This is a genomic window from Microvirga vignae (assembly GCF_001017175.1).
GTDB lineage: Bacteria > Pseudomonadota > Alphaproteobacteria > Rhizobiales > Beijerinckiaceae > Microvirga > Microvirga vignae.
In genome coordinates this window covers 1-22,359 of record NZ_LCYG01000114.1, presented here as the reverse complement: position 1 = coordinate 22,359, position 22,359 = coordinate 1, and the positions used below count along the sequence as shown (strand labels likewise).

Annotated in this window: 20 protein-coding genes and 3 pseudogenes; 10 read left to right on the top strand and 13 right to left on the bottom strand. The window is 61.7% G+C overall.

The window, feature by feature from the left end; genetic code table 11:
• Window positions 1-95: 95 nt before the first annotated feature.
• Window positions 96-773 (top strand): annotated as a pseudogene (locus AA309_RS28980) (IS6 family transposase); the annotation flags it as partial.
• Between the two features lie 265 nt (window positions 774-1,038).
• Here AA309_RS28980 and AA309_RS28975 read toward each other — a convergent pair.
• The 6 genes from AA309_RS28975 to AA309_RS28950 form a co-directional block, all read right to left on the bottom strand.
• Window positions 1,039-1,860, bottom strand: a complete 822-nt coding sequence (locus tag AA309_RS28975; protein WP_047192489.1) for an alpha/beta hydrolase — start codon at window positions 1,858-1,860, stop codon at window positions 1,039-1,041.
• Window positions 1,861-1,876: 16 nt separating this feature from the next.
• Window positions 1,877-2,575: an ABC transporter ATP-binding protein gene (locus AA309_RS28970; protein WP_047192488.1), complete on the bottom strand. Its 699-nt coding sequence runs from the start codon at window positions 2,573-2,575 to the stop codon at window positions 1,877-1,879.
• Window positions 2,575-3,330 (bottom strand): ABC transporter ATP-binding protein, encoded by a 756-nt coding sequence (locus AA309_RS28965; RefSeq protein WP_047192487.1) that lies wholly within the window; start codon window positions 3,328-3,330, stop codon window positions 2,575-2,577. Before AA309_RS28965 ends, AA309_RS28970 begins: the two co-directional genes overlap by 1 nt.
• The gene (locus AA309_RS28960) at window positions 3,323-4,354 is read right to left on the bottom strand and encodes a branched-chain amino acid ABC transporter permease (RefSeq protein WP_052955079.1); all 1,032 of its coding nucleotides are present in this window, start codon (window positions 4,352-4,354) and stop codon (window positions 3,323-3,325) included. Before AA309_RS28960 ends, AA309_RS28965 begins: the two co-directional genes overlap by 8 nt.
• Window positions 4,355-4,365: 11 nt before the next feature.
• Window positions 4,366-5,286, bottom strand: coding sequence for a branched-chain amino acid ABC transporter permease (locus AA309_RS28955; protein WP_047192486.1), 921 nt, complete (start codon window positions 5,284-5,286; stop codon window positions 4,366-4,368).
• A 246-nt stretch (window positions 5,287-5,532) separates the two neighbouring features.
• Window positions 5,533-6,708, bottom strand: a complete 1,176-nt coding sequence (locus AA309_RS28950) for an ABC transporter substrate-binding protein (RefSeq protein WP_150117827.1) — start codon at window positions 6,706-6,708, stop codon at window positions 5,533-5,535.
• A 387-nt stretch (window positions 6,709-7,095) separates the two neighbouring features.
• Between AA309_RS28950 and AA309_RS28945 the strand changes: the two genes are divergently transcribed.
• The 9 genes from AA309_RS28945 (at window position 7,096) to AA309_RS28905 (ending at window position 17,421) form a co-directional block, all read left to right on the top strand.
• Window positions 7,096-8,748 (top strand): benzoate-CoA ligase family protein, encoded by a 1,653-nt coding sequence (locus tag AA309_RS28945; RefSeq protein WP_047192484.1) that lies wholly within the window; start codon window positions 7,096-7,098, stop codon window positions 8,746-8,748.
• An 86-nt stretch (window positions 8,749-8,834) separates the two neighbouring features.
• On the top strand, window positions 8,835-11,189 hold the full coding sequence (locus AA309_RS28940; RefSeq protein WP_047192492.1) for a bifunctional salicylyl-CoA 5-hydroxylase/oxidoreductase: 2,355 nt from the start codon (window positions 8,835-8,837) through the stop codon (window positions 11,187-11,189).
• Between the two features lie 7 nt (window positions 11,190-11,196).
• The gene (locus AA309_RS28935) at window positions 11,197-11,958 is read left to right on the top strand and encodes an SDR family NAD(P)-dependent oxidoreductase (RefSeq protein WP_084731790.1); all 762 of its coding nucleotides are present in this window, start codon (window positions 11,197-11,199) and stop codon (window positions 11,956-11,958) included.
• Between the two features lies 1 nt (window position 11,959).
• Window positions 11,960-12,469 (top strand): MarR family winged helix-turn-helix transcriptional regulator, encoded by a 510-nt coding sequence (locus AA309_RS28930; RefSeq protein ID WP_200902068.1) that lies wholly within the window; start codon window positions 11,960-11,962, stop codon window positions 12,467-12,469.
• Window positions 12,466-13,302: an enoyl-CoA hydratase family protein gene (locus AA309_RS28925; RefSeq protein ID WP_047192482.1), complete on the top strand. Its 837-nt coding sequence runs from the start codon at window positions 12,466-12,468 to the stop codon at window positions 13,300-13,302. The genes AA309_RS28930 and AA309_RS28925 overlap by 4 nt, the downstream gene beginning before the upstream one ends.
• Window position 13,303: 1 nt before the next feature.
• Entirely contained in the window at window positions 13,304-14,494 is a 1,191-nt protein-coding gene (locus AA309_RS28920; protein WP_047192481.1) for an acyl-CoA dehydrogenase family protein, read from the top strand.
• Between the two features lie 87 nt (window positions 14,495-14,581).
• Window positions 14,582-15,031, top strand: a complete 450-nt coding sequence (locus AA309_RS28915) for a RidA family protein (protein WP_150117826.1) — start codon at window positions 14,582-14,584, stop codon at window positions 15,029-15,031.
• Window positions 15,032-15,103: 72 nt separating this feature from the next.
• Window positions 15,104-15,871 carry an enoyl-CoA hydratase-related protein gene (locus AA309_RS28910; protein WP_150117825.1) on the top strand — a complete coding sequence of 256 codons (768 nt, stop codon included), beginning with the start codon at window positions 15,104-15,106 and terminating at the stop codon, window positions 15,869-15,871.
• Window positions 15,871-17,421 (top strand): 3-hydroxyacyl-CoA dehydrogenase, encoded by a 1,551-nt coding sequence (locus tag AA309_RS28905; protein WP_244470531.1) that lies wholly within the window; start codon window positions 15,871-15,873, stop codon window positions 17,419-17,421. Before AA309_RS28910 ends, AA309_RS28905 begins: the two co-directional genes overlap by 1 nt.
• A 103-nt stretch (window positions 17,422-17,524) precedes the next feature.
• Here AA309_RS28905 and AA309_RS37950 read toward each other — a convergent pair.
• The 7 genes and pseudogenes from AA309_RS37950 to AA309_RS28870 form a co-directional block, all read right to left on the bottom strand.
• Window positions 17,525-17,734 (bottom strand): annotated as a pseudogene (locus AA309_RS37950) (DDE-type integrase/transposase/recombinase); the annotation flags it as partial.
• 78 nt (window positions 17,735-17,812) lie between these two features.
• Window positions 17,813-17,905 (bottom strand): annotated as a pseudogene (locus AA309_RS37945) (NAD-dependent epimerase/dehydratase family protein); the annotation flags it as partial.
• Window positions 17,906-18,097: 192 nt separating this feature from the next.
• Window positions 18,098-18,316 carry a hypothetical protein gene (locus AA309_RS34800; protein ID WP_150117824.1) on the bottom strand — a complete coding sequence of 73 codons (219 nt, stop codon included), beginning with the start codon at window positions 18,314-18,316 and terminating at the stop codon, window positions 18,098-18,100.
• Window positions 18,317-18,484: 168 nt separating this feature from the next.
• Window positions 18,485-18,841 (bottom strand): lysozyme inhibitor LprI family protein, encoded by a 357-nt coding sequence (locus tag AA309_RS28890; RefSeq protein ID WP_047192476.1) that lies wholly within the window; start codon window positions 18,839-18,841, stop codon window positions 18,485-18,487.
• A 539-nt stretch (window positions 18,842-19,380) separates the two neighbouring features.
• A complete protein-coding gene (locus AA309_RS28880; protein ID WP_047192474.1) occupies window positions 19,381-20,403 on the bottom strand; it encodes an ABC transporter substrate-binding protein in 1,023 nt (340 codons plus the stop codon).
• 45 nt (window positions 20,404-20,448) lie between these two features.
• A complete protein-coding gene (locus AA309_RS28875) occupies window positions 20,449-21,240 on the bottom strand; it encodes an ABC transporter permease (RefSeq protein ID WP_047192473.1) in 792 nt (263 codons plus the stop codon).
• Window positions 21,237-22,055, bottom strand: a complete 819-nt coding sequence (locus AA309_RS28870) for an ABC transporter ATP-binding protein (RefSeq protein WP_047192472.1) — start codon at window positions 22,053-22,055, stop codon at window positions 21,237-21,239. Before AA309_RS28870 ends, AA309_RS28875 begins: the two co-directional genes overlap by 4 nt.
• Window positions 22,056-22,359 lie beyond the last annotated feature (304 nt).

Genomic DNA, 22,359 nt, shown 5'->3' with positions numbered 1-22,359 from the left:
CCCGGGGAAACCCGGGCCTTTTTGTTGGTTCTGTCGCGAACCCTTTGTCTCAGAGTTGCTGCTATTGTGCCTGGGTCACAGGTATGGAGCCGCAGATGTTCAAAGGCAGACATTTTGATCGATCGGTGATCCTGCTCTGCGTCCGGTAGTACCGGTGGTACTTGGCCTACAGCCTCAGTCTCCGTGACTTGGACGAGATGATGGCCGAGCGCGGCATCTCGGTTGACCACGCGACTGCGCGTCGCTGGGTTGTCCGTTACTCGTCCGAACTGCTGGAGCGCTTCAATCGGGACAAGCGCCCTGTCAGCCGCAAATGGCATATCGATGAGACGTATATCAAGGTTCGCGGGCGGTGGATGTATCTCTACCGCGATCGACAGCAACCGCGCCGCCGTCGAGTTCTGGTTCAGTGGGCGGCGCAACCTGGCGGCGGCCAAACGTTTCCTCACGCGTGCGTTGAAGCGGCACGGCCGTCCAGAGCGAATCGTCATTGATGGGAGCCACCCCGATCGAGAGGCGATCGTGTCCCGTGCCCCGACGAACCGGCTGCAGGACCGATCACGGCGCAAGCTGAAGCCGATCCGGATCCGGCAGAGCCGCTACTTGAACAATCGCATCGTGCAGGACCATTGTGCCATCAAAAGGTGGATCCGGCCCATGCTTGGATTCAAGTCAGTGAGCAGTGCCCGTGTGATCTGAGCCGGCACGAGATGATCCACATGATGCGGAAAGGACAGGCGAAGTACGCCTGCAGTTCGCAGCTATTCCTCGCGGGCGGTTCGACATCTTGGGGCTGCGTAATACCTGCGGGTGGAACAGCCCTCTTTCCACCTTTATCGAAATTCGCGACAGAGCCTCCTTTCTCGCCAGCGCAGGCCATAGCCTCGCGACAGGAAAGAAAGAGTTGCGACAGAACGTCAGGCGCTTCCCGGAAGGACTGCAGAAGCAAATGAAACAGGTTGATGTGTCAATGCCGGAACGTCAAAGCCACGATAGCACGCATGGACGGCCCCCCGCCTCACATCGCTCCCTGCCCGATTACGCCTCCGCTGCCAAGTCGGCGAGAAGGTCGACGAGCGGATCGGCCGGGCTCGCCAGTCCGGCGATCACGTCGAAGTGATGGGCTTCCGGCACCTCGTGGTAACGCGTCGCGATCCCGGCTTTGCCCCATCGCTCGACAATCATTCGGGACTGGCGCAGGAATTCGCTGCTCTCGGCCCCGCCGACAACGGCGGTGAGGCGGCCATTGGCAGGAGGCGGCCAGTCGAGAGGGCTTAAACTGCGCGCTTCCTCGATCGTCAAGCCAAGCGCCTTGTTGATCGAGGTCGGGACGAGGGGGACAAGATCGAACAGACCGGAGATCGGCATCGCAGCCCAGATCGGTCGTGGCAAAGCGGCAGGCCGCGCCATGAGGCATGCCGCCAGATGGCCCCCCGCCGAATGCCCCGAGGCGACCAGCGGGCGGCCAGTGTACCGCATGACAAAGCTCGCCGCCGCCTCGATCACGGCGATGATGTCGGCGAGCTTCGATGCGGGAGCCAGGTCATAGCTCGGCACAGCAACCGTGAACCCGCGCTCATTGGCACCGCGCGCCAGATGGCTGAAGGACGACTTCTCGAGGGCCTGCCAGTAGCCGCCATGGATGAACAGGACGATCGGGCCGCCTGCATCGCCGTTATGGGAATGAAACAAATCCATCCGATGGCGCTCGCCCGGTCCGTAGGCGAGGTCGAGCTCGCAGCGGGCGGTTGCGCGATAGGCTGCGGCATCCCGCTGCCAGCCCGCGATGTGGACGGCATGATCGGGCACGCGGGCCCGGTTGTTGTATTCGGATTCGAGATCGAGTTCGCCGCTTGCCATGGATCCGTTGCCCCGCTCAAATGTGGAGATATCGGTCTTTGAGACTCTTGTCCGCCATCAGTTCGGCACTCGTGCCGGTCCAGACCGAGCGACCCTTCTCGATGATCACGTGCCGGTCGGCAAAAGCTGCAAGCGCATCCACGTTCTTGTCGATCACCAGGATCGACTGGTGCTCACTTCTAAGACGTTTGAGGCAGGCCCAGATCTCCGCGCGGATCAGAGGCGCCAGTCCCTCCGTCGCTTCGTCGAGGATGAGAAGCTTCGGATTGGTCATGAGCGCACGGCCGATGGCCAACATCTGCTGCTCGCCGCCGGAGAGCTGTGTGCCGAGATTACCGCGGCGCTCCTTCAGGCGCGGGAAGAGATCGTAGACTGCATCCAGGGTCCAGCGCCGCGAGCCGGTGCGGGACGATGCCGTGGCGACGAGGTTCTCTTCCACCGTCAGGGTCGGAAAGACCTGCCGCCCCTCAGGCACGAGGCCGATGCCGGTCTGGGCGATCCGGTAGGGCGGCAATCCGCTCACGAGGGCTCCGTCGAAACGCACCTCGCCGCCGCGAGGGCGAAGAAGACCCATGATGGAGCACACGGTGGTGGTTTTGCCCATGCCGTTGCGACCGAGCAGCGTCACCACTTCACCTGCTCCAATATCGAGGGAAATGTCGAAGAGCACTTGGGCGGCCCCGTAGGAAGCCTGGAGATGTCGCACGGAGAGCATCAGACGGCCTCCTCCTCTCCGAGATAGGCGGCACGCACCTCCGCATTGGCTCTGATTCGCTCCGGCGTGTCGGTGGCGATCAGACGGCCATTCACGAGGACGCTCACGCGATCCGCCAGAGAGAAGACCGCATCCATGTCATGCTCGATGAGAACGATGGTGGTGTGGCTCTTCAATCGCCGCAGAGTCTCTACCACGCGCTGGGATTCCTCCTGCCCGGTGCCGGCGAGTGGCTCGTCGAGAAGAAGGAGCTTCGGTTCCGTTGCCAGGGCGATGGAGAGTTCGAGCTGACGCTTCTCGCCATGGGACAGAAGACCCGCCATGATCTGCGCCCGGGCTCCGAGGTCGACTAGATTCAGGCAATCCATGGCAGGCTCGTTCAGCGCTCTCTCCCGCGCCGCATGACCAAAGAACCGGAAGCTTGAGCCGGAGCGCGCCTGGACGGCGAGAGCCACGTTCTCGAGTGCCGAGAAGCCCGGCAGAATGGACGTGATCTGGAATGAGCGGGCGAGTCCTCGTCTGACACGCTGATGCATGGGCAGACGCGTGACATCCTCGCCGTCGAAGATGATCTCACCGGAATCGGACGGCAAGAGACCGGAAATCTGGTGGATGAGGGTCGTCTTGCCTGCGCCGTTGGGGCCGATAATGGCGTGCAGTTCGCCCGGGTGGACTGACAGGCTCACGTCATCCGTGACAGCGAGAGCACCATAAGCCTTCCGCAGGTTGCGGAGTTCAAGCACGGATTTAGTCATGACGGCCTCGCCTGAGGAGACCCATGATCCCGCCCCGGGCAAACAGCACGATCAGGATGAGCAGGGGACCGAAGACCATCTTCCAGTTCTCGGCCAAGCGTGAGCGGATGTCATCGCTCAGGAAGAAGCTCACCGCATGGAGGATCTCCGGCAGGAACTCCTCGAGGAGCAGGAAGGCGGCCGCGCCGATGACCGCGCCGTGCAAGGAACCTAGCCCGCCGAGCACGACCATGAAGATCAGTTCGCCCGATCTCTGCCATGTCATGAAGGCGGGACTGACGAATTCGGCTTGGTTGGCGAGCAGGAAACCGGCAAGCCCGGCCATCATGCCGCTGAGCACATAGGCGACGAGCTGATAACGGAAGGGTTGGAAGCCGATGGCCTGCATGCGGATCGTGTTTTCTCGTGTGCCGCGCAGGACGCGCCCGAACCGGGAGGCGACGACGGCTCTGGAAAGCCCATAGGTTCCCAGGAGGCAGAGCAGAGCCATCCAATAGAAAGCGATGTCATTCTTCAGGACGCCCCATCCCGCGACAAGGCTGCGAGCGGACAGGGTCATCCCATCGTCGCCGCCATAGGCCGCGAGCGAGGTTGCGAGGAAGAACAGCATCTGCCCGAAGGCGAGGGTGATCATGATGAAATAAACACCCTTGGTCCTGAGCGAGATTGCGCCTGTCAGGAACGCAAAGGCAGCGGAAGCTGCAAGGACGACGGGGATCTGGATGAGCGCATCCTCGATGCCATGGCTCGCCAGGATGCCGGCAGCGTAGCCTCCGATGCCGAGAAACGCCGCATGGCCGAAGCTCACGAGAGCGCCGTAGCCAAGAATGAGATCGAGCGACATGGCTGCGATGCCGAAGATCATCACGCGGGTCAGCAGGGAAAGAATATAGCCTTCCGCGCCCGAATAGGCGGCGAGAGTGGGCGTCGCCGCGAATGCAGCGAAGAGGATGATGGGAACGAGCTCGAGCCGCATAACCGGGGAGGGCACGGGGGCGGACTGCATTTCGGTCAGTTCGGTCATGGATGCGCGCCTCACCGTTTCGCGGGAAAGAGGCCCGAGGGACGGAAGAACAGCACCGCGGCCATGAAGATATAGATCAGCATCGGAGCGATGGCGCGTCCTGTCTGGCTCGCGGCTGCGGGATCGAGAAAGAGCCGGAGGAGGTTGGGCGCGAAGGAGCGCCCCACCGTATCGACGAGTCCGATGAGGAGGGCCGCCAGGAACGCTCCGCGGATGGAGCCGATACCACCGATCACGATCACCACGAAAGCGAGGATCAGGACGTTGTCGCCCATGCCCGGCTCCACAGACAGGATCGGCGCAACCATTGCCCCAGCAAAACCTGCGAGCATGGCTCCGAAGCCGAACACGACCATGAACAGCCTCTGGATGTTGACGCCGAGCGCCGACACCATCGGCGCATTCGTTGCGCCAGCGCGGACCAGCATTCCGATCCGGGTGTGGTTGACGAGGCCATAGAGCAGCGCTGCCACCGTAAGGCCGGCGGCGATGATGGCGAGGCGATAGACGGGGTAGAGCAGTCCGCTCGCGATCTCCACAGAGCCCGAGAGGATCTCGGGAACGGGCACGCTGAGGGGAGCCGCGCCCCAGACGAATTTCACGCCCTGATTCAGGAACAGGATCACCCCGAAGGTGGCGAGAACCTGATCGAGATGATCCCTGTCGTAGAGGTGCCGGAAGATCAGAACTTCGAGGAGGAGGCCGAAGGCCAGAGTGGTCGGAAGCGCCAGCAGAAGCGCCCAGCCGAAGTTTCCGGTCCAGGCGCTGAACGCTGCGACCAGATATGCGCCGATCATGTATTGAACGCCGTGAGCCAGATTGATGAAGTCCATCACTCCGAACACCAGGGTCAGCCCGGCGGCAATCAGAAACAGGATGAGCCCGAACTGAAGGCCGTTCAGGGCCTGGATGAGGAGAAGGGTCGTTGTCATCGGCGCTTGAATGGCGGCAAACACTCATCGGGAATGTTCGGATGATGTTTGCGGTACAAAGGATTGCCCCGTCTCAAGACAAGCTCGAGACAGAGCGTCTCATGATCATGCGATTCTAGAGCATCGGACCCAAAAGTGGACTTGCACTTTTGAGATCCATCCGATGCTCTCTTCCTCAGGAAGCGCATCGTGCGGAAAACCGGGTCCACTTTTCGCTGACGCGGCCCTTCGGGTCCGCACGATGCGCTAGTTCGTCGCCGCGCACTCCTTGGCATAGGCATCAGTGTAGTCGTCGAACACCTTTTCCACGATCTCGGTCTGGAACTTGCCGTCCGCGCGCTTGGCCGCCTTCACCAGGTAGAAATCCTGGATCGGAAATCCGTTCGCGCCGAACTTGAAGTCGCCGCGCAGCGATTTGAACTCGGCCTTCTTGATGGCTGCCCGCACGGCGTCCTTGTTGTCCATCTTGCCGCCGGTCGCTTTCAAGGCGCTGTCGATCAGAAGCGCCGCGTCATAGGCATGCATGGAATAGGAGCCCGGCACGGAATTGTAGGCCGCCTCATAGGCCGCGACGAACTTCTTGTTCAGCGGCGTGTCGAGGTTGGGCGCCCAGTTCGAGCCGCCGAGCATGCCGATCGCTGCATCCTGCTGCGCGGGCAGGGTTGATTCATCGACTGTGAAAGCGGACAGGAAGGGAATGCGGTCGGCAAGACCCGCGGCGCGGTACTGCTTGACTAGGTTCACGCCCATGCCGCCCGGCATGAAGGTGAAGATTGCGTCTGGTTGCAGCGAGGCGATCTTGGCGAGTTCCGATTGGAAGTCGAGGGTATTGAGCGGAACGTAGGATTCCTCAACGATCTCGCCCTTGTAGTGCCGCTTGAACCCGGCGAGCGCATCCTTGCCGGCCTGGTAGTTCGGAGCGAGCAGATAGACCTTCTTGTAGCCGCGGTCCTGCGCGACCTTGCCGAGAACCTCATGGTTCTGGTCGTTCTGATAGGATGTTGCGAAGAAGTAGGGATTGCAGCTCTTGCCGGCCAGGATCGAGGGGCCCGCATTGGTGCTGATGTAGAAGGTCTGTGCATCCACGATCGGCTTGTGGACGGCAACCGCCACGTTCGAGAAGATCGGACCGACGACGAAGTCGACCTTGTCGCGCTCGAGCAGGCCCTTGACCTTCGTCACCGCCACGTCGGGCTTCAATTCGTCATCCACGACGATCACCTCGACGTCGCGCCCCCCGAGCCTGCCGCCGAGGTCCTTCATGGCGAGCTGGAAACCGTCGCGTGCCTGCTGACCCAGCACGGCCGAGGGGCCGGAGAGGGTCAGGAGCAGGCCGACCTTCAGTTTCTCCTGCGCCAGGGCCGGCGCGGCCGTCAGGCCAAAGGCCAGGCTCATGCCGAGGGCTTTGGTAATCAGATTCATCATGCACTCCCGTGTGGCTGTTCCCCGCGCACGGTTTGCCGTGCTGCGCGATTGTGACGGCGAGGCGCGAGATGCGCCTCGCTGGTGGTCGGCGGTACTGTGCAGCAATTTTGGCCTGCCGAACACTCCTTTCCGCCAGGGCCAAGTGCCTGAATCCCCATGTTTGGGATTGCCAAGAAATATTTTAGACTTTAAATAATTTCCAGCTCTCTTCAAGCGGATTGTTCCGCAGAGGAAGGTGGCGGAACGACAGGCGCGTGATCGAGCGTGGGCGGCCAGAGACGGCGAGGTTCGCTACCCGATGCAACTTCCCCGAAGCGTCTCGGACCCCGCCAATTTCGCTCCTCACGATGCGTCCCCGCGCAAAACAGAGCAGAGGAACGGACGATGGCTGACACGGCACATGTGGATACCTTCGCGAGAGACAACCTCCCTCCTCAGGATCAGTGGCCTGCCTTCCTGCTCGACCGTCCGGAACTGCAATATCCGGAGCGGCTCAACTGCGCGGCGGAGTTCCTCGACCGATGGGTGAACGGGGGCAGGGGAGACGAACCCTGCCTCATCAGCCCTGCCGAGACGCTCACCTATAGCGAGTTGCAGGGGCGGGTGAACCGGATCTGCAACGTGCTCGTCCATAAGCTCGGCTTCGTGCCGGGAAATCGCGTCCTGCTGCGTTCCGCCAACAATCCGATGATGGTGGCGGCTTATCTTGCGGTCCTGAAGGCGGGAGGAGTCGTGGTCGCGACGATGCCGCTCCTGCGCGCCAAGGAAATCGCCTATCCCATCGCCAAGGCCAAGATAGCCATCGCCTTGTGCGATCATCGTCTCTCCGAGGAGATGGAGCGCGCAAAGGCATTGTCGCCAGAACTGCGCCATATCGCCTACTGGGGCTCCGGCAGGCCGGACAGCCTTGAGGCGCTCATGACCGATGCCTCGCCGGACTTCCAGGCCGCCGATACGGCGGCGGATGATGTGTGCCTTATTGGGTTCACCTCAGGCACGACGGGCGAACCCAAGGGCACCATGCATTTCCATCGTGACATGCTGGCGATCTGCGATACTTATGCGAAGAACGTCCTGCGGGCGGAGTCGGGCGATCGCTTCATCGGCTCTCCGCCGCTCGCCTTCACTTTCGGACTTGGCGGCATCGTGCTCTTCCCCATGCGGATCGGCGCGTCGACCGTGCTTCTGGAGAAAGCCGGACCGGACGATCTTCTCTCTGCGATTGCTCGGTACAAGGCAACCATCTGCTTCACGGCACCGACCGCCTACCGCGCCATGCTGTCGAAGCTTGCGGACCATGACATCTCTTCGCTTCGCAAATGTGTCTCCGCTGGCGAACCTCTGCCCAAGGCCACCTTCGAGGCCTGGGAGGAGGCCACCGGCATCAAGCTGATGGACGGGATCGGCGCGACGGAGATGCTGCACATCTTCATCGCCGCGGCGGAAGACGAGATCCGTGCCGGTGCCACTGGCAAGCCGGTTCCAGGCTATGAGGCGAAGATCATCGACGAGGACGGACGGACGCTCCCACCCGGGAGCATCGGACGCCTGGCCGTGCGCGGTCCGACTGGCTGCCGCTATCTCGCGGATGAGCGGCAGCGCAAATACGTGCAGAACGGCTGGAACATCACTGGCGACACGTACCTCATGGATGAAGACGGGTACTTCTGGTATCAGGCCCGCTCCGACGACATGATCATCTCATCTGGCTACAACATCGCAGGGCCGGAAGTGGAAGCCGCATTGCTGACCCACCCGGCTGTCGCGGAATGCGGCGTGGTCGGAGCTCCCGACGACGGGCGAGGAACAATCGTGAAAGCGTATGTCGTCCTGCGCGCCGGTTATGCTCCGGGCCCTGATCTCACCAAGATGCTCCAGGAGCACGTGAAGGCCGAGATCGCACCTTACAAATACCCCCGCGTCATCGAATATCTCGATGCCTTGCCGCGGACGCAGACCGGGAAGCTCCAGCGTTTCGAACTGCGCCGCATGGCCCAGGAACACAAGGGTCAGAGAAGTGAGGTCGCGAGTGCCTGAGGCTCATTGCGTTGAGCAGGCGTCACAATGGTTGATCGGAAATTGCTTTAGTCTCAGAGCAAAATGACTGGATGGGATCGGCTCTCATGAAAACGGCGATCATTGGCGGCGGCCCTGCCGGCCTCTACTTCTCCATCCTGCTGAAGAAGCTCCGGCCGGAGGCGGATATCACGGTCTATGAGCGCAACCGTGCCGACGAGACATTCGGCTTCGGTGTCGTGTTTTCCGATGCGACGCTGGACAATTTCGAGAAATACGATCTTCCGAGCTACCAGAGGATCACGCGGGAATTCGCCTATTGGGACGATATCGCGATCCATTTCAAGGGAACCGAGCACCGGATCGGCGGCAACGGATTCTGCGGCTGCTCACGCCGGACATTGCTCCTCATCCTGCAAGATCGCGCGGCGGAACTCGGAGTGAGGCTTCGCTACGGGATCGACGTGGACGACGAGAGCCTGTTCGACGACGCGGATCTCGTCGTCGTGGCGGACGGCATCAATAGCCGCTTCCGGGACCGTTATGCGGAACACTTCCAGCCGGAGATTGACCTGCGACCCAACAAGTTTGCCTGGATGGGCTCGACCAGGCCGCTCGACGCCTTCACCTTTATCTTCCAAGAGACAGAGTGGGGGCCCTTCATCGCCCATGCCTATCAATACGAAGCGAACCGTTCCACCTGGGTTTTCGAGACCGATCCGGAAACTTTCGAACGGGCAGGTCTGAAGGACAAGAGCGAAGTCGAGTCGGCGGCGCTCATGGAAAAGATCTTCGGCTGGTTCCTCGGTGGGCATCGCATTCTCACCAACCGCTCGATCTGGCGTAATTTCCCGATGATCCGGAACCAGCGCTGGATCATGGGCAACAAGGTGCTGCTGGGCGATGCCAAGGCCTCGGCGCATTTTTCTATCGGATCAGGCACGAAACTCGCCATGGAGGATGCCATTGCCCTCTATGAGGCGTTCCGGCGCGATCCCACCGTTGAAGGAGCGCTGTCCCTTTACGAGACCGGACGGCGCGAGGAGGTGGAGAAGACCCAGCATGCCGCCGACGTCTCCCTCGTCTGGTTCGAGCACGTCGCGCGCTTCTGGGATTTCGACCCCGTGCAATTCGCCTTCGGCGTGATGACCCGCGCCAAGGCCATCACTTACGACAACTTGCGTCTGCGTGCTCCGGATTTCGTGGCGGCCGTCGACCGCACGTTCGCGAGCCAGGTGCGTGGGAAGGGATTCGACGTCTCCACCGATGACCCGAGCGTGCCGATGTTCCAGCCTTTCCGTCTGCGGGAGATGGCGGTTCCCAACAGGGTCGTCGTGTCCCCGATGGATATGTATTCGGCAAAGGACGGCGTTCCCGGAGACTGGCACCTCGTCCATTACGGCTCCCGCGCCGTCGGCGGCGCGGGGCTGATCTTCACCGAGATGACCTGCGTCTCGCCGGAGGCCCGCATTACGCTTGGCTGCACAGGCCTCTGGAACGATGAACAGGGGGCAGCCTGGAAGCGGATCGTCGAATTCGTTCACGCCAATTCCGCCGCGAAGTTCTGCCTGCAGCTGGGACATTCCGGCCGCAAGGGCGCGACGAAGCTCATGTGGGAGGGAATGGACCGGCCGCTGGAGGAAGGCGGCTGGGATATCTGCTCGGCCTCTCCGATTCCCTACTTCCCTGACAGCAAGGTTCCGCGCGAGACGACCCGCGCCGAGATGGACATCATCAAGAGGCAGTTCGTCGAAGCGGCCGAGCGCGGCGAGCGTGCCGGGTTCGACATGCTCGAACTGCACTGCGCCCACGGCTATCTCTTGGCGAGCTTCATCTCGCCGCTCACCAACCGCCGCACAGACGAGTATGGCGGCCCGCTGGAAAACCGGCTGCGTTTCCCGCTTGAGGTGTTTGACGCCATGCGGGAGGTCTGGCCCGCACACAAGCCGATGTCGGTGCGGATCTCCGCGACCGACTGGGCCGAGGGTGGTGTCACCGGCGAGGACGCCGTTGAGGTCGCGCGCGCTTTCGCCCGGCACGGCGTCGATCTCGTCGACGTCTCGACAGGTCAGACGGTGCGGGACGCCAGGCCTATCTACGGGCGCATGTTTCAGACGCCGTTTTCCGACCAGGTCCGCAACGAGGCACAGGTCGCCACCATGTGCGTCGGCAACATCACCACGGCGGATCAGGTCAACACGATCCTTGCCGCAGGCCGTGCGGATCTCGTCGCTCTGGGACGACCTCACCTGATCGATCCGTTCTTCACCATGAAGGCCGCAGCCTGGTACGGCGTGAAGGAGATCCATTGTCCGCCACAATATCTCATGGGGAAGGACCAGATCTTCCGCAACTCTGCTCGCGACCGGCAGGACCTGGAGGATCTCAAGATGAAGGCCAAGCCCAAGACCCGGGCCGAACTGAAGATGGAGGCCGGCGGGAAGTCCCTCGCCGCGGAATGACATGGATATGAACCCTCTTCAAGGCCGGCACGCAATTGTCACCGGCGGCGGGCGCGGCATCGGCCGGGCCATTGCCAGGGCGCTTGCAGGGGCAGGGGCTAAGGTCACCATCCTCGGCCGGGATCAGGCAACCCTGGATCGCGTCGTATCAGAGGGCGATGCCCATGCCGCCGCCGTGGCCGACGTCACCGATCCGGATACCGTCCAGGCCGCCGTACAGGCTGCCATCTCGTGGCATGGACCCGTGGACCTCATGATCGCCAATGCCGGATCAGCTGTCTCGGCTCCGTTCCTGAAGTCCACTCCGGACGTGTTCCGGCAGATGCTGGACGTCAATCTGCTCGGCGCGACCAACGTCACGCACGCCGTGCTCGGCTCCATGGCCGAGCGGGGGTTCGGGCGCATTATCGCAGTGGCCTCGACGGCGGGTCTGAAGGGTTATCCTTACGTGACTGCCTATTGCGCGGCGAAACACGCGGTTATCGGCTTCGTGCGGGCGCTCGCGCTGGAGACGGCGAAGACGGGCATCACCGTCAACGCGGTCTGCCCTGGCTTCACCGATACGGATCTTGTGGCGGAGAGCCTCGAGCGCATCATGGCGAAGACAGGCAGAACGCGCGAGCAGGCCCTGAGCGAACTCGTGAAGCACAATCCTCAGCAAAGACTGATCAGCCCGTCGGAAATCGCCGATGCAGTCTTGTGGCTGTGCGGCGAGGGTGCCCGCTCCGTGACAGGCCAAGCCATCGCGGTGGCAGGTGGAGAGATTTGACATGACCAACCAGACAATCCCGCTTGATGCCGAGACGAAGGCCATCGAGATGCCCGAAGATCACCGTGACGAGCTTCGGCTCTGGCTCCGGCTGCTGACATGCTCCACGCTGATCGAAGGCGAGGTTCGTCGTCGTCTGCGCGATCGTTTCGACGTGACCCTTCCCCGCTTCGACCTCATGGCACAGCTCGACAGAACACCGGAAGGGATGACGCTCTCGGATCTCTCGAAGCGGATGATGGTGTCGAACGGCAATCTCACCAGCCTGGTCGACCGGCTCGTCGCGTCCGGGCACATCGAACGCCGCGTCTCCGAGATCGACCGGAGGGCTCAGATCGTCAACCTGACACCAGCCGGTCGGACAGAGTTCCGCGCAATGGCAGCCGAGCACGAGGCGTGGATAGCCGAGATCTTCGGCGGGCTCACGCAGAGGGAACAGAAGGACTTGATGCGCCTGCTCGCCAAAACAAAACTCTCCGCCAGAAACGCCATCGTGGGAGTGGCTCAGTGATGCAGTTCGCCAACCCAGTCAAATTGCCCCTCGCCGAGTATACGCCTCGTCACTTCCTTCTCTCGGTGGAAGGTCCCGTCGCGACGGTCACATTCAACCGTCCGGAAAAGAAGAATCCACTGACGTTCGAGAGTTATCGCGAGCTGACCGACTTCTTTCACGCCTGTGCGAAGGACGACACCGTCAAGGCCGTCGTCGTGACAGGTGCCGGCGGCAACTTTTCCTCCGGCGGCGATGTGTTCGAGATCATCGGGCCCTTGGTTGAGATGGACACGAAGGGTCTGACGGCCTTCACGCGCATGACCGGCGAGCTGGTGAAAGCCATGCGGGCTGCCCCGCAGCCTGTGATCGCGGCCGTCGAAGGTATCTGCGCTGGCGCCGGGGCCATCGTCGCCATGGCTTCCGATCTCCGGCTCGCGGCGCCGAGCGCCAAGGTGGCTTTCCTGTTCAACAAGGTGGGGCTGGCTGGCTGCGATATGGGCGCCTGTGCGATCCTGCCACGCATCATCGGTCAGGGCCGGGCCTCGGAGCTTCTTTACACGGGCCGCTTCATGAAGGCTGAGGAGGGCGAGCGCTGGGGATTCTTCAGCCGACTTGTCGACGAGGCCGAACTCCTTCGCGAGGCAAAGGCCTTGGCGCGAGAGATCGGCTCGGGACCAACCTACGCCAATACGATGACCAAGCGCATGCTCGCCATGGAATGGGCAATGTCCGTGGAGGAGGCGATCGAGGCGGAGGCCGTCGCTCAGGCCCTGTGCATGACGACGGAGGACTTCGCCCGCGCCTACAGGGCCTTTGCGGCGAAAGAGAAGCCGGTCTTCCAGGGAGACTGACATGATTGACGCCACGTTCCTGAAATGGCCCTTCTTCGAGGATCGGCATCTCCAGTATGCGGATGCGCTGAAGGTATGGATCGAGACTGAATCTAATGGCCTTGTCGATCATGCCGATGTGGATGGATCGTGCCGCCGCATCGTGCGCAAGCTCGGCGACGATGGATGGCTGAGAGCTGTCATACCGGAGGCCTATGGCGGCCTCTATCCGATTCTTGATGTCCGGACGCTCTGCCTGTCCCGCGAAACCCTGGCCTACCAGGACGGGCTTGTGGATTTTGCCTTCGCGATGCAGGGCCTCGGCTCCGGTCCGATCAGCCTTTTTGGTTCCGAGGATGTGAAGCGGCAGTATCTGCCGAAGGTGGTCCGCGGCGAGGCCATCGCGGCCTTCGCGCTGTCCGAGCCGGAGGCCGGATCGGACGTTGCGGCCATGAGCACCACCGCAGCTCCGGATGGCCCCGATCACGTGCGGATTGATGGCCGCAAGACGTGGATCTCCAACGGCGGAATTGCGGATTACTATATCGTCTTCGCACGGTCCGGCGAGGCTCCTGGCGCGAGGGGATTGTCCGCCTATGTGGTCGATGCCGACACACCCGGTCTCGTCATCGAAGATCGTATCGACGTTATCGCGCCGCATCCGCTTGCAACGCTGCGTTTCGAAGGATGCAGGGTCCCGCTGACGAAGCGGATCGGCAATCCAGGAGAAGGTTTCAAGGTCGCCATGGCGACCCTGGACGTCTTTCGTTCGACCGTCGGAGCCGCATCGCTCGGATTTGCCCGCAGGGCCATGGATGAGGCGTTGCGCCATGCCTCGACCCGGCATCTCTTCGGGGCTCCGTTGGCAGAGCTCCAGATGACGCAGGCTGCCTTGGCCGACATGGCGACGAATGTCGACACCGCGGCGCTCCTTGTCTACCGCGCCGCGTGGGTGAAGGATCAAGGCGCCTCTCGGGTGACGCGGGAGGCTGCGATGGCCAAGATGCACGCCACAGAGGCAGCCCAGAGTGTCATCGACAAGGCGGTCCAGATCTTCGGCGGCCTCGGAGTTACCAAGGGCGTGAAGGTCGAGGAACTCTACCGTGAAATTCGCGCGCTGCGCATCTACGAGGGCGCAACGGAAGTGCAGAAGGTCGTGATCGCGCGCGAACTTCTGAAAATGCTCGATGGATCTCATTCCGAGGCGCGTTGAGCAAACGGACCTGAAGCGGGCAAACCCCGCCGATCGGCAGCAAACGAGTTGCTGCATGGCGTGCGGCCTTGGAACACTACAGGAGAAATGCCAATGACGGTCTCTAGAGGCTCTCAAGCCACGCCGATCCTCGATGGTGGAATCGAGGTTCTGCAGCCGAAGAATTGGCCGGTTCCCAAGGGCTACTCGAACGGCATGATGGCGGAGGGGCGGATTGTCGTAACAGGCGGGATCGTGGGATGGGACGAGGCGGGCGAGTTTCCCGACGGCTTCGTCGCGCAGGCGCGCCAGGTGTTGGAGAACATCTGCGCCATCCTGGCGGAAGGCGGGGCCAAGCCCCAGCATGTCGTCCGGCTGACCTGGTATGTCGTCGACATTGATGATTACTTGGCCAACCTGCGTGAGCTGGGTCGCGCCTACCGGGATGTTTTCGGTACGCATTATCCGACGATGGCTCTGGTTCAAGTCGTGCGGCTGGTGGAAAAGAACGCGCTCCTCGAAATCGAGGCGACGGCTGTCGTGCCTTCGGGAAAATGAGCACCGCCGCTCCGGCCTATCGGCCAAAGCCAAAGAGCTGAAAAGTTTAACGGGATGTGTCGGGAGGGAAGCATGGAGGTCTTGCTGGAGAGTGGGGGTGAACGCGTCGCTCTCGTGCGCATCAACCGGCCAGAGGCTCGGAACGCGTTGAACAGCGCAGTGCGCGAGCAATTGGCACGGATCTTTGTAGAACTTGCCGGCAATGACGAGATCCGCTGTGTCGTTGTGACCGGAACGGAGAAGGTTTTCGCCGCAGGCGCCGACATCAAGGCTATGGCGGATGCACAGCCGGTCGACATGATGCTTCGCGCAGGCGAGCGGAACTGGGCTCCCATCAAGGACTTCCCCAAACCACTTATCGCTGCGGTGAATGGCTTTGCGTTGGGAGGCGGATGCGAGCTTGCCATGCATGCCGACATGATCATCGCCGGAGCGAGCGCCAAATTCGCGCAGCCCGAGATCAAGGTCGGGATTATTCCAGGGGCGGGCGGAACTCAGCGTCTTCTCAGGGCCGTCGGCAAATTCAAGGCGATGAAGATCCTGCTCACGGGGGAGATGGTTTCAGCCCAGGAAGCGGAGGCGATGGGGCTGGTCACCGAAGTCGTGCCTGACGGCGAGGTTCTCGACCGCGCCCTGGCACTTGCTCGCTCGATCGCTCTTCTGCCGCCGCTCGCGGCCCGCAAGATCAAGGAGCTGGTCCTGCAAGGGGGCGATCTTCCCCTGGAAGCGGCCCTCGTCATGGAACGGCATGCCTTCCATCTTATGTTCGCTACCGCAGATCAGAAGGAAGGCATGCAGGCCTTCATCGATAAACGATCACCGAACTTCAAGGGTCTCTGATGATGATGCTCGAGGCCACTCGGCCGGATCTTACTCTTGGAGTCATCGGCGCCGGCATCATGGGGCGCGGCATCGCCCAAGTGGCGGCCGAGGCAGGGATTACGGTCCTCCTGGCCGATGCTCGGCCGGAGGCCGTCGCCGAGGCTGTCGCCTTCGGCACCGACATGATCCGCCGCAAGGCCGCCAAGGGAAGCCTCACCCCAGAGAACGCCGAAGCTGCCGTTGGCCGCCTTCGGCCGACGGAAGCAGGACCGGACAGAGGCTACGATGCCTTCGCTTCCTGCCATATCGTTGTCGAAGCCGTCGCCGAGCGCCTGGATATCAAGCAGACGGTGATCGGCGCGCTCGAGGCAGTGGTCGGTGACGATTGTATCCTTGCGACGAACACGTCCTCGCTTTCGGTCACCGCGATCGCCGCCAAGGCTCGCCGGCCGGAGCGAGTGGCAGGCTTTCACTTCTTCAACCCGGTTCCGCTGATGAAGCTGGTCGAGGTCATCGGCGGTATCATGACAGATGAGCGCGTCCTCGATGCACTCACGGCCTTCGCTCATCGTCTCGGCCACCGGCCGGTTCGTGCCTCCGACACGCCCGGCTTTCTCGTCAATCATGCTGGCCGGGCCTTTGCAACGGAGGCTCTTCGCATCGTATCGGAGGGCATTGCGGATTTTGCCGATGTGGACCGGGTCATGGTGGATGCAGCAGGATTCCGCCTCGGTCCCTTTGAGCTTCTGGATCTCACTGGCCTCGATGTCTCCCATACGGTCATTGAATCGATCTATCGTCAATATTACGAGGAGCCTCGCTATCGGCCCGTCCCGATCGTGGCTCAGCGCCATGCTGCAGGGCTTCTCGGCCGTAAGACGGGGCGGGGCTTCTACGCCTATGTCGGCGGACGCGCGCAGAAGCCGGCGGAAGCGGCGGCTCCCGAAATAGATCTGACGGGCATCAAGGTCTGGATCAGCAACCGTCATCAGGACGCAGCCGATGTCTTACGCGATGTCATCGAGGCAACTGGAGCGCAGATCGAAACCGGCGAGCGGCCGTCCGACGAGGCCATCATCATGCTGACGCCGTTCGGGGAGGATACGACGACTGCCACCTTGGTCGAGGACCTCAACCCGACCCGTTCTGTGGCGGTCGACTGCCTGTTTGGCCTGGATCGCAGGCGGACGCTCATGGGGACGCCCATTACCCGCCAGGATATAAGAGACGCCGCTCACGCGCTGCTCGCAGCCGGCAATCATCCTGTGACCGTCATTCACGACAGTCCCGGCTTCATCGCCCAGCGCGTCATCGCCTGCATTGTGAATATCGGAGCAGATATCGCGCAGCAGCGCATTGCGACACCTGAGGACATTAACAGCGCCGTCGAGATCGGCTTGGGCTATCCGCGTGGTTCGCTGCGTTTCGGAGATGATCTCGGGCCCCGGCGAATTCTCAGCATCCTCGATGCGTGTCACGCCTTCTATGGTGATCCACGTTATCGCGCGAGCCCGTGGCTCAAACGCCGCGCTCTTCTAGACGCACCGCTGACGCTACCAGATGTATAAGCCTCAGCCCCATACGGTGCGGATTTCCAGCGAGGAAGAGATGAAACGGTTCTGTCGCGAACTTCCGACTAAGACAGAAAGAGGGCTATGCGACCCGCAGGTCTCAGGCAGCCAGAATGTCGAACTGCTCGGCGAGTGACAGGTGTGGACGGCAGGCGTATTTCGCCTGTCCTTTCCTCATCATGTGAACCATCTCAACGCCACCCAAGATCACGTGTGCACTGACTATAGGCCTGAACCCAGGCATCAGTCGAACCCGCCGCTCAACGGCACGGTAATCCTGCTCGATGCGTTTGTTCAGATCACTTGGACGACTTCCTGATTTGTCTTCTCGTTTGCCACCTGCATTGTAGCTTTCCTCGATCTTGCCCGCGAGGGCAATCAGGATGAGCGCGCGGGCGTGGTCCTCCACGTAGAACCAGTCTCGTACATTAGAGCCGTCGCCGTAGACTGGCAGGGGCTTACCTCCCGGGGCATTGAGAATGACCAGCGGGATAAGTTCCTCTGGAAAGTGATGGGGGCCTTAGTTATTCGAGCAGTTACTAGAGCCGTTTCCCCTTACGTGGAATCGGCTCTCTTCCTTGTTCTGCCGCATTTTCTGAGGCGAACCGGATCCACTTCGCCGGAAAATGCTCTAATCAGCGTCTTGGGTTCGATCTCTAGGATTGCCGAGTGCTCAGTCCCGAGCCCGTGTCCAGACCTCGATCGCCTCCTTCAGGCCTTCAGGCAGATCGATCGGTGCTTCGGCCGTTGAGACCGTGCTTGAAGACGCCAGCTCGGAGACGAAGGTCCGATACTTGTCCACCTTTGCTTCCTGCATAGCGTCGAAATTTTCCTCCGTAACATCGTCGGGTGAACCGCAGAACAGACAAAGGAGGGCGAGGATAACGCGCATGTTGCCTCCATTGGGCCGGATCGTGGGAAGCGGCACCGTGACACTTTCGGGGCCGGAGAGGCGTGCGCCAGGGCACACCAGATCCTGGTGTCCGGCACGAGATCCATTCAGATCCTCCACTGCATGTCCTTGCGCGCCGCCTTCGAGCGGGGCTTCAGGATGGCGCTTTCAGAAGGGGCCTTTCTTGGCGAGGGCCTCAAAGCCACTTCTCAGCTGGCCGAGCCGGTCCTGATAGGCTTTGCTCAGGCAGGTGCGATCATCCCCACAGGTAGCGCGCCGTTTGAGCCAGGTGACTTGTTCATCTTCCATATCGCCGCGAGCGCCCATGCCCAGAAGAGGCTTCAGCTGAGTGTAGAGGACAGACATCTCAACATCCTCATCATTCAACTGCCGATCGGCGCAGATGGCCTTCTCATCAGCCGTCTCGGCCTTGGCACAGTCGAAACTGGCAGCCCACCCAGGCTGTCCTGCTGCGGCCAGTACGAGGATCGAGAGGGCGGCTAGGGCGAGAGCATTCCTGGTCATCGGCGTCTCCTCACAAGAGTTCGACCAGTGGAAGAACCATCCCGGCTGCTCCGGGCTCCCTGCGGGATCGCTCAAGTTCGGATCAGGCTTAATGAAATGTGAAGCCATGCCGCCTCAGGATCATGCCCGCGAAGATCTTCAACCAAAGCTTGTTGGACCGATAACCCGGAGCATCCGCGGGCAGCTCCCATAACACTGTCGGCTCCGGAATACATGGCCGAGCCGAGCATCTGTTTTAAGCCGATGAGAGGACCTATAAACGGCTGCACTTAAGGGCCCGCTTTGATCCAAAGCTGCCCTTCCGCATCTAGGAGCTGGTCTTGGGATCGCCTTACCAATCCATCCGCAGGGAAAGTGATCTGCGCACGAGAGCGGGCAAGCGTACCGGCTGAGCCCGACCTCTCACTGCAGCTGTCGGTGCTCATATTGCTGATTGCCGACATCATCACGATGCAGGCAATCCTGTTGCACGCGTCGGGTCGGCTTCCGCCTTCATGGGCGGTCCTGCTGATGCCCCTGAACCTCGCCTTTGATCAGCGTTAGCTCGCCGCCTTTTTCACAAACCGATCGTCGAAGGTCGCTGAAAGATCGACCTTGGCGTCCTTCAGTTCAGGATCAAGCGTCTTCAGCATGTCCATGACGCTCGCCATACCATCAGGCGGTACGATGCCGGTCCGGGAATAGCTTTCCAGCGAGCTCTGAACCGCCTTGATGTAGAGCGGCTTGTCGCCGAGGTGGTACTCGGGCGGCACCGTATCGGCGATATCCTCCGGCTTGGCCGTTTGAAGCCACTTGAGAGACTTCATGAAAGCATTGACGAGATGCTGGGTCGTCACCGGGTTGGCGTCGATGAAGTCCTTCTTGGTATAGAGCGTCGCGGCTGGGTTCGATCCGCCGAAGAGCGCCCGCGTGCCCGCCTCGGTGCGCGTGTCGATCAGGATGGCGATGTCCCCGTCCGATTCCAACTTGGCGATTACGGGATCAAGGTGCGAGATCACATCGATCTCACCCTTCTGCATTGCGGCTACGGCACTCGCGCCCGACCCAACGCCGATGAAGGCGGCATCCGTCGGCTTCAAACCAGCCTTCACCATGGCGTATTGCGCGGTCAGAGCCGTGGAGGAGCCCGGTGCCGTCACGCCGATTTTGAGGCCTTTGAAATCAGCTGCGGATCTGATCTGTCCCGCCTTGTCCTTCTTGACCGCGATCACGATGGCAGGGAATCGGCCGAGCTCGGTGATGGCGCGGACATCCTGGCCCTTGGCCTGCATGCGGATGGTATGCTCGTAGGCGCCGGTCACCACGTCCACGGAGCCGCCAATGAGCGCCTGGAGCGACTTGGCGCCACCGCCGAAATCGTTGATCTCGACGTCGAGTCCTTCCTCCTTGAAGAAGCCCCTCCGTTCCGCGATCGTCAGCGGCAGGTAATAGAGGAGGGGCTTGCCGCCTACACCCAAGGTGACCTTGCTCTTCTCGGGCTTCGTCTGCGCGAAGGCCTTTGGGCCGAGCCCCGTTGTCAGAGCGGCTGCGCCCGCTCCAATGAGAAATGTACGGCGTTCCATCCTGATCTCCCTGCTTGGATGCAGATTGTGGCAGAGAAGGATTGCCTAACCCTGCACGTTTGTCGATGGGGCGGGACGCCAGACCAGGAGACGCCTTTCGATCAGCGTCACAAACGCGTCGATGAGGATGACGAAGATCGAAAGGATGACCATGCCGGCGAAGACCCCGGTGACGTCGAATACGCTCTCCGCCTCGTGGATCTTGTAGCCGAGCCCCGCCGAGGAGCCGAGATATTCACCCACCACTGCGCCCACCAGAGCAAATCCGACGGAGGTGTGCAGGGACGAGAACATCCAGGTCAGCGCCGCCGGCCAATAGACGTGGCGCAGGAGCTGGCGCTCGTTCATGCCAAGCATGCGCGCATTCGCCAGCACCACAGGGCTCACCTCGCGCACGCCCTGGTACACATTGAAGAACACGATGAAGAAGACCAGAGTGAAGCCAAGAGCCACCTTGGACCAGATGCCTAAGCCGAACCACAGGGCGAAGATGGGCGCAAGCACCACGCGCGGCAGGGCGTTAGCGGCCTTGATATAGGGATCGAACACGGCGGCCAGCAGTTCGCGCCGGGCGAACAGGAAGCCGAACAGAATGCCGCCTCCGGCTCCAAAGGTAAAGGCGAGGATCGTCTCCAGCAGCGTGATCCAGAGATGCCTCCAGATCTCGACAGAGGTGAATTCTTTCCAGACCCGCGTGAGCACGTCGGCAGGGGTCGAGAAGAAGAACTGCGTCTGCTTGGTCGGCGCGAGGATGGGATAGGCAGTTAGGATATGCCAGAGCAGCAGGAACCCGAGACCGACCGCAATTTGGAGCAGGACCAACTTCACCCGGTTCATGCGGAAGCTCCCTCTCCTTGTGCATAGGCCTTCTGCACCTCGATGCGGAGGTTGGCCCAAATCTCCTTGTAAATGTGATGGAAGGCGGGTTCGAGCCGGATCTCGGCAATATCACGTGGGCGCGGCAGGGTGACCGGGAAGTCCCCGATGATACGGGCGGCCGGACCGGCCGACATCACCACCACCCGGTCGGCAAGGGCAATCGCCTCTTCCAGGTCGTGTGTGACGAAGAGCACCGCCTTGCGATTGGCTGCCCAGAGATCCAGGAGGAGGTTGCCCATGATCTGCCGGGTCTGTGCGTCGAGCGGCCCAAAAGGCTCGTCCATCAGCAGGATTTCAGGGTCGCGGATCAGCATCTGGGCGAGAGCAACCCGCTTCCTTTGTCCGCCCGAAAGCATGTGCGGATAGCGGTCCACGAAGGCAGCCAGGCCAACCCGGCGCAGCCACTCGCGCGCCTTCGTCTCGGCGACGATCCGGGACACACCCTTGGGCTCCAGAGCAACGGCCACATTCTGAAGTGCCGTTTTCCACGGCATCAGGGCGTCCTGCTGGAAGAGATAGCCTGCCCGGGCGTTGAGGCCCTGCAACGGCGTACCGAAGACCTCGACGGAACCGCCTGACGGCTTGAGCAGCCCCGCAGATGCATTGAGCAGTGTGGATTTCCCACAGCCGGTCGGTCCGACAATCGCAATGAACTCACCCGGCTGTGCCGCAAGGTCGATGCCCTGCACGGCCGTGTAGCCGCCCACCTTCGGCCCGAAGGTAATGGCCATGCTGCGGAGCGAAACGGCTGGAGCAGTCGGTGATGTCGGCATGGGGCTGGACGCTTCCCGCGCCTGTCAGCGGCGCTTGCCGCCATCCTAAAGACCCATGCCTCGATGGCAAGGGGACCTAGCCTGCGGGGAGAAACCTGTCCCACAGCCTTATTGATCTATAGGGATCCCCTAATCCGGTTCCGTCAATCTCGGACAACCATTCGGTTACAACAGACGCGAATGTCACTCCCTGGCACGAGGCTGACCCACACCGAACTTCTGTAAGGGGAGAGTGAAGCGGACCTTTGCATGGCCACGCTGAGAGACTGTACCTGACCCGATTGTATGGACCGGCCGTGCGTCG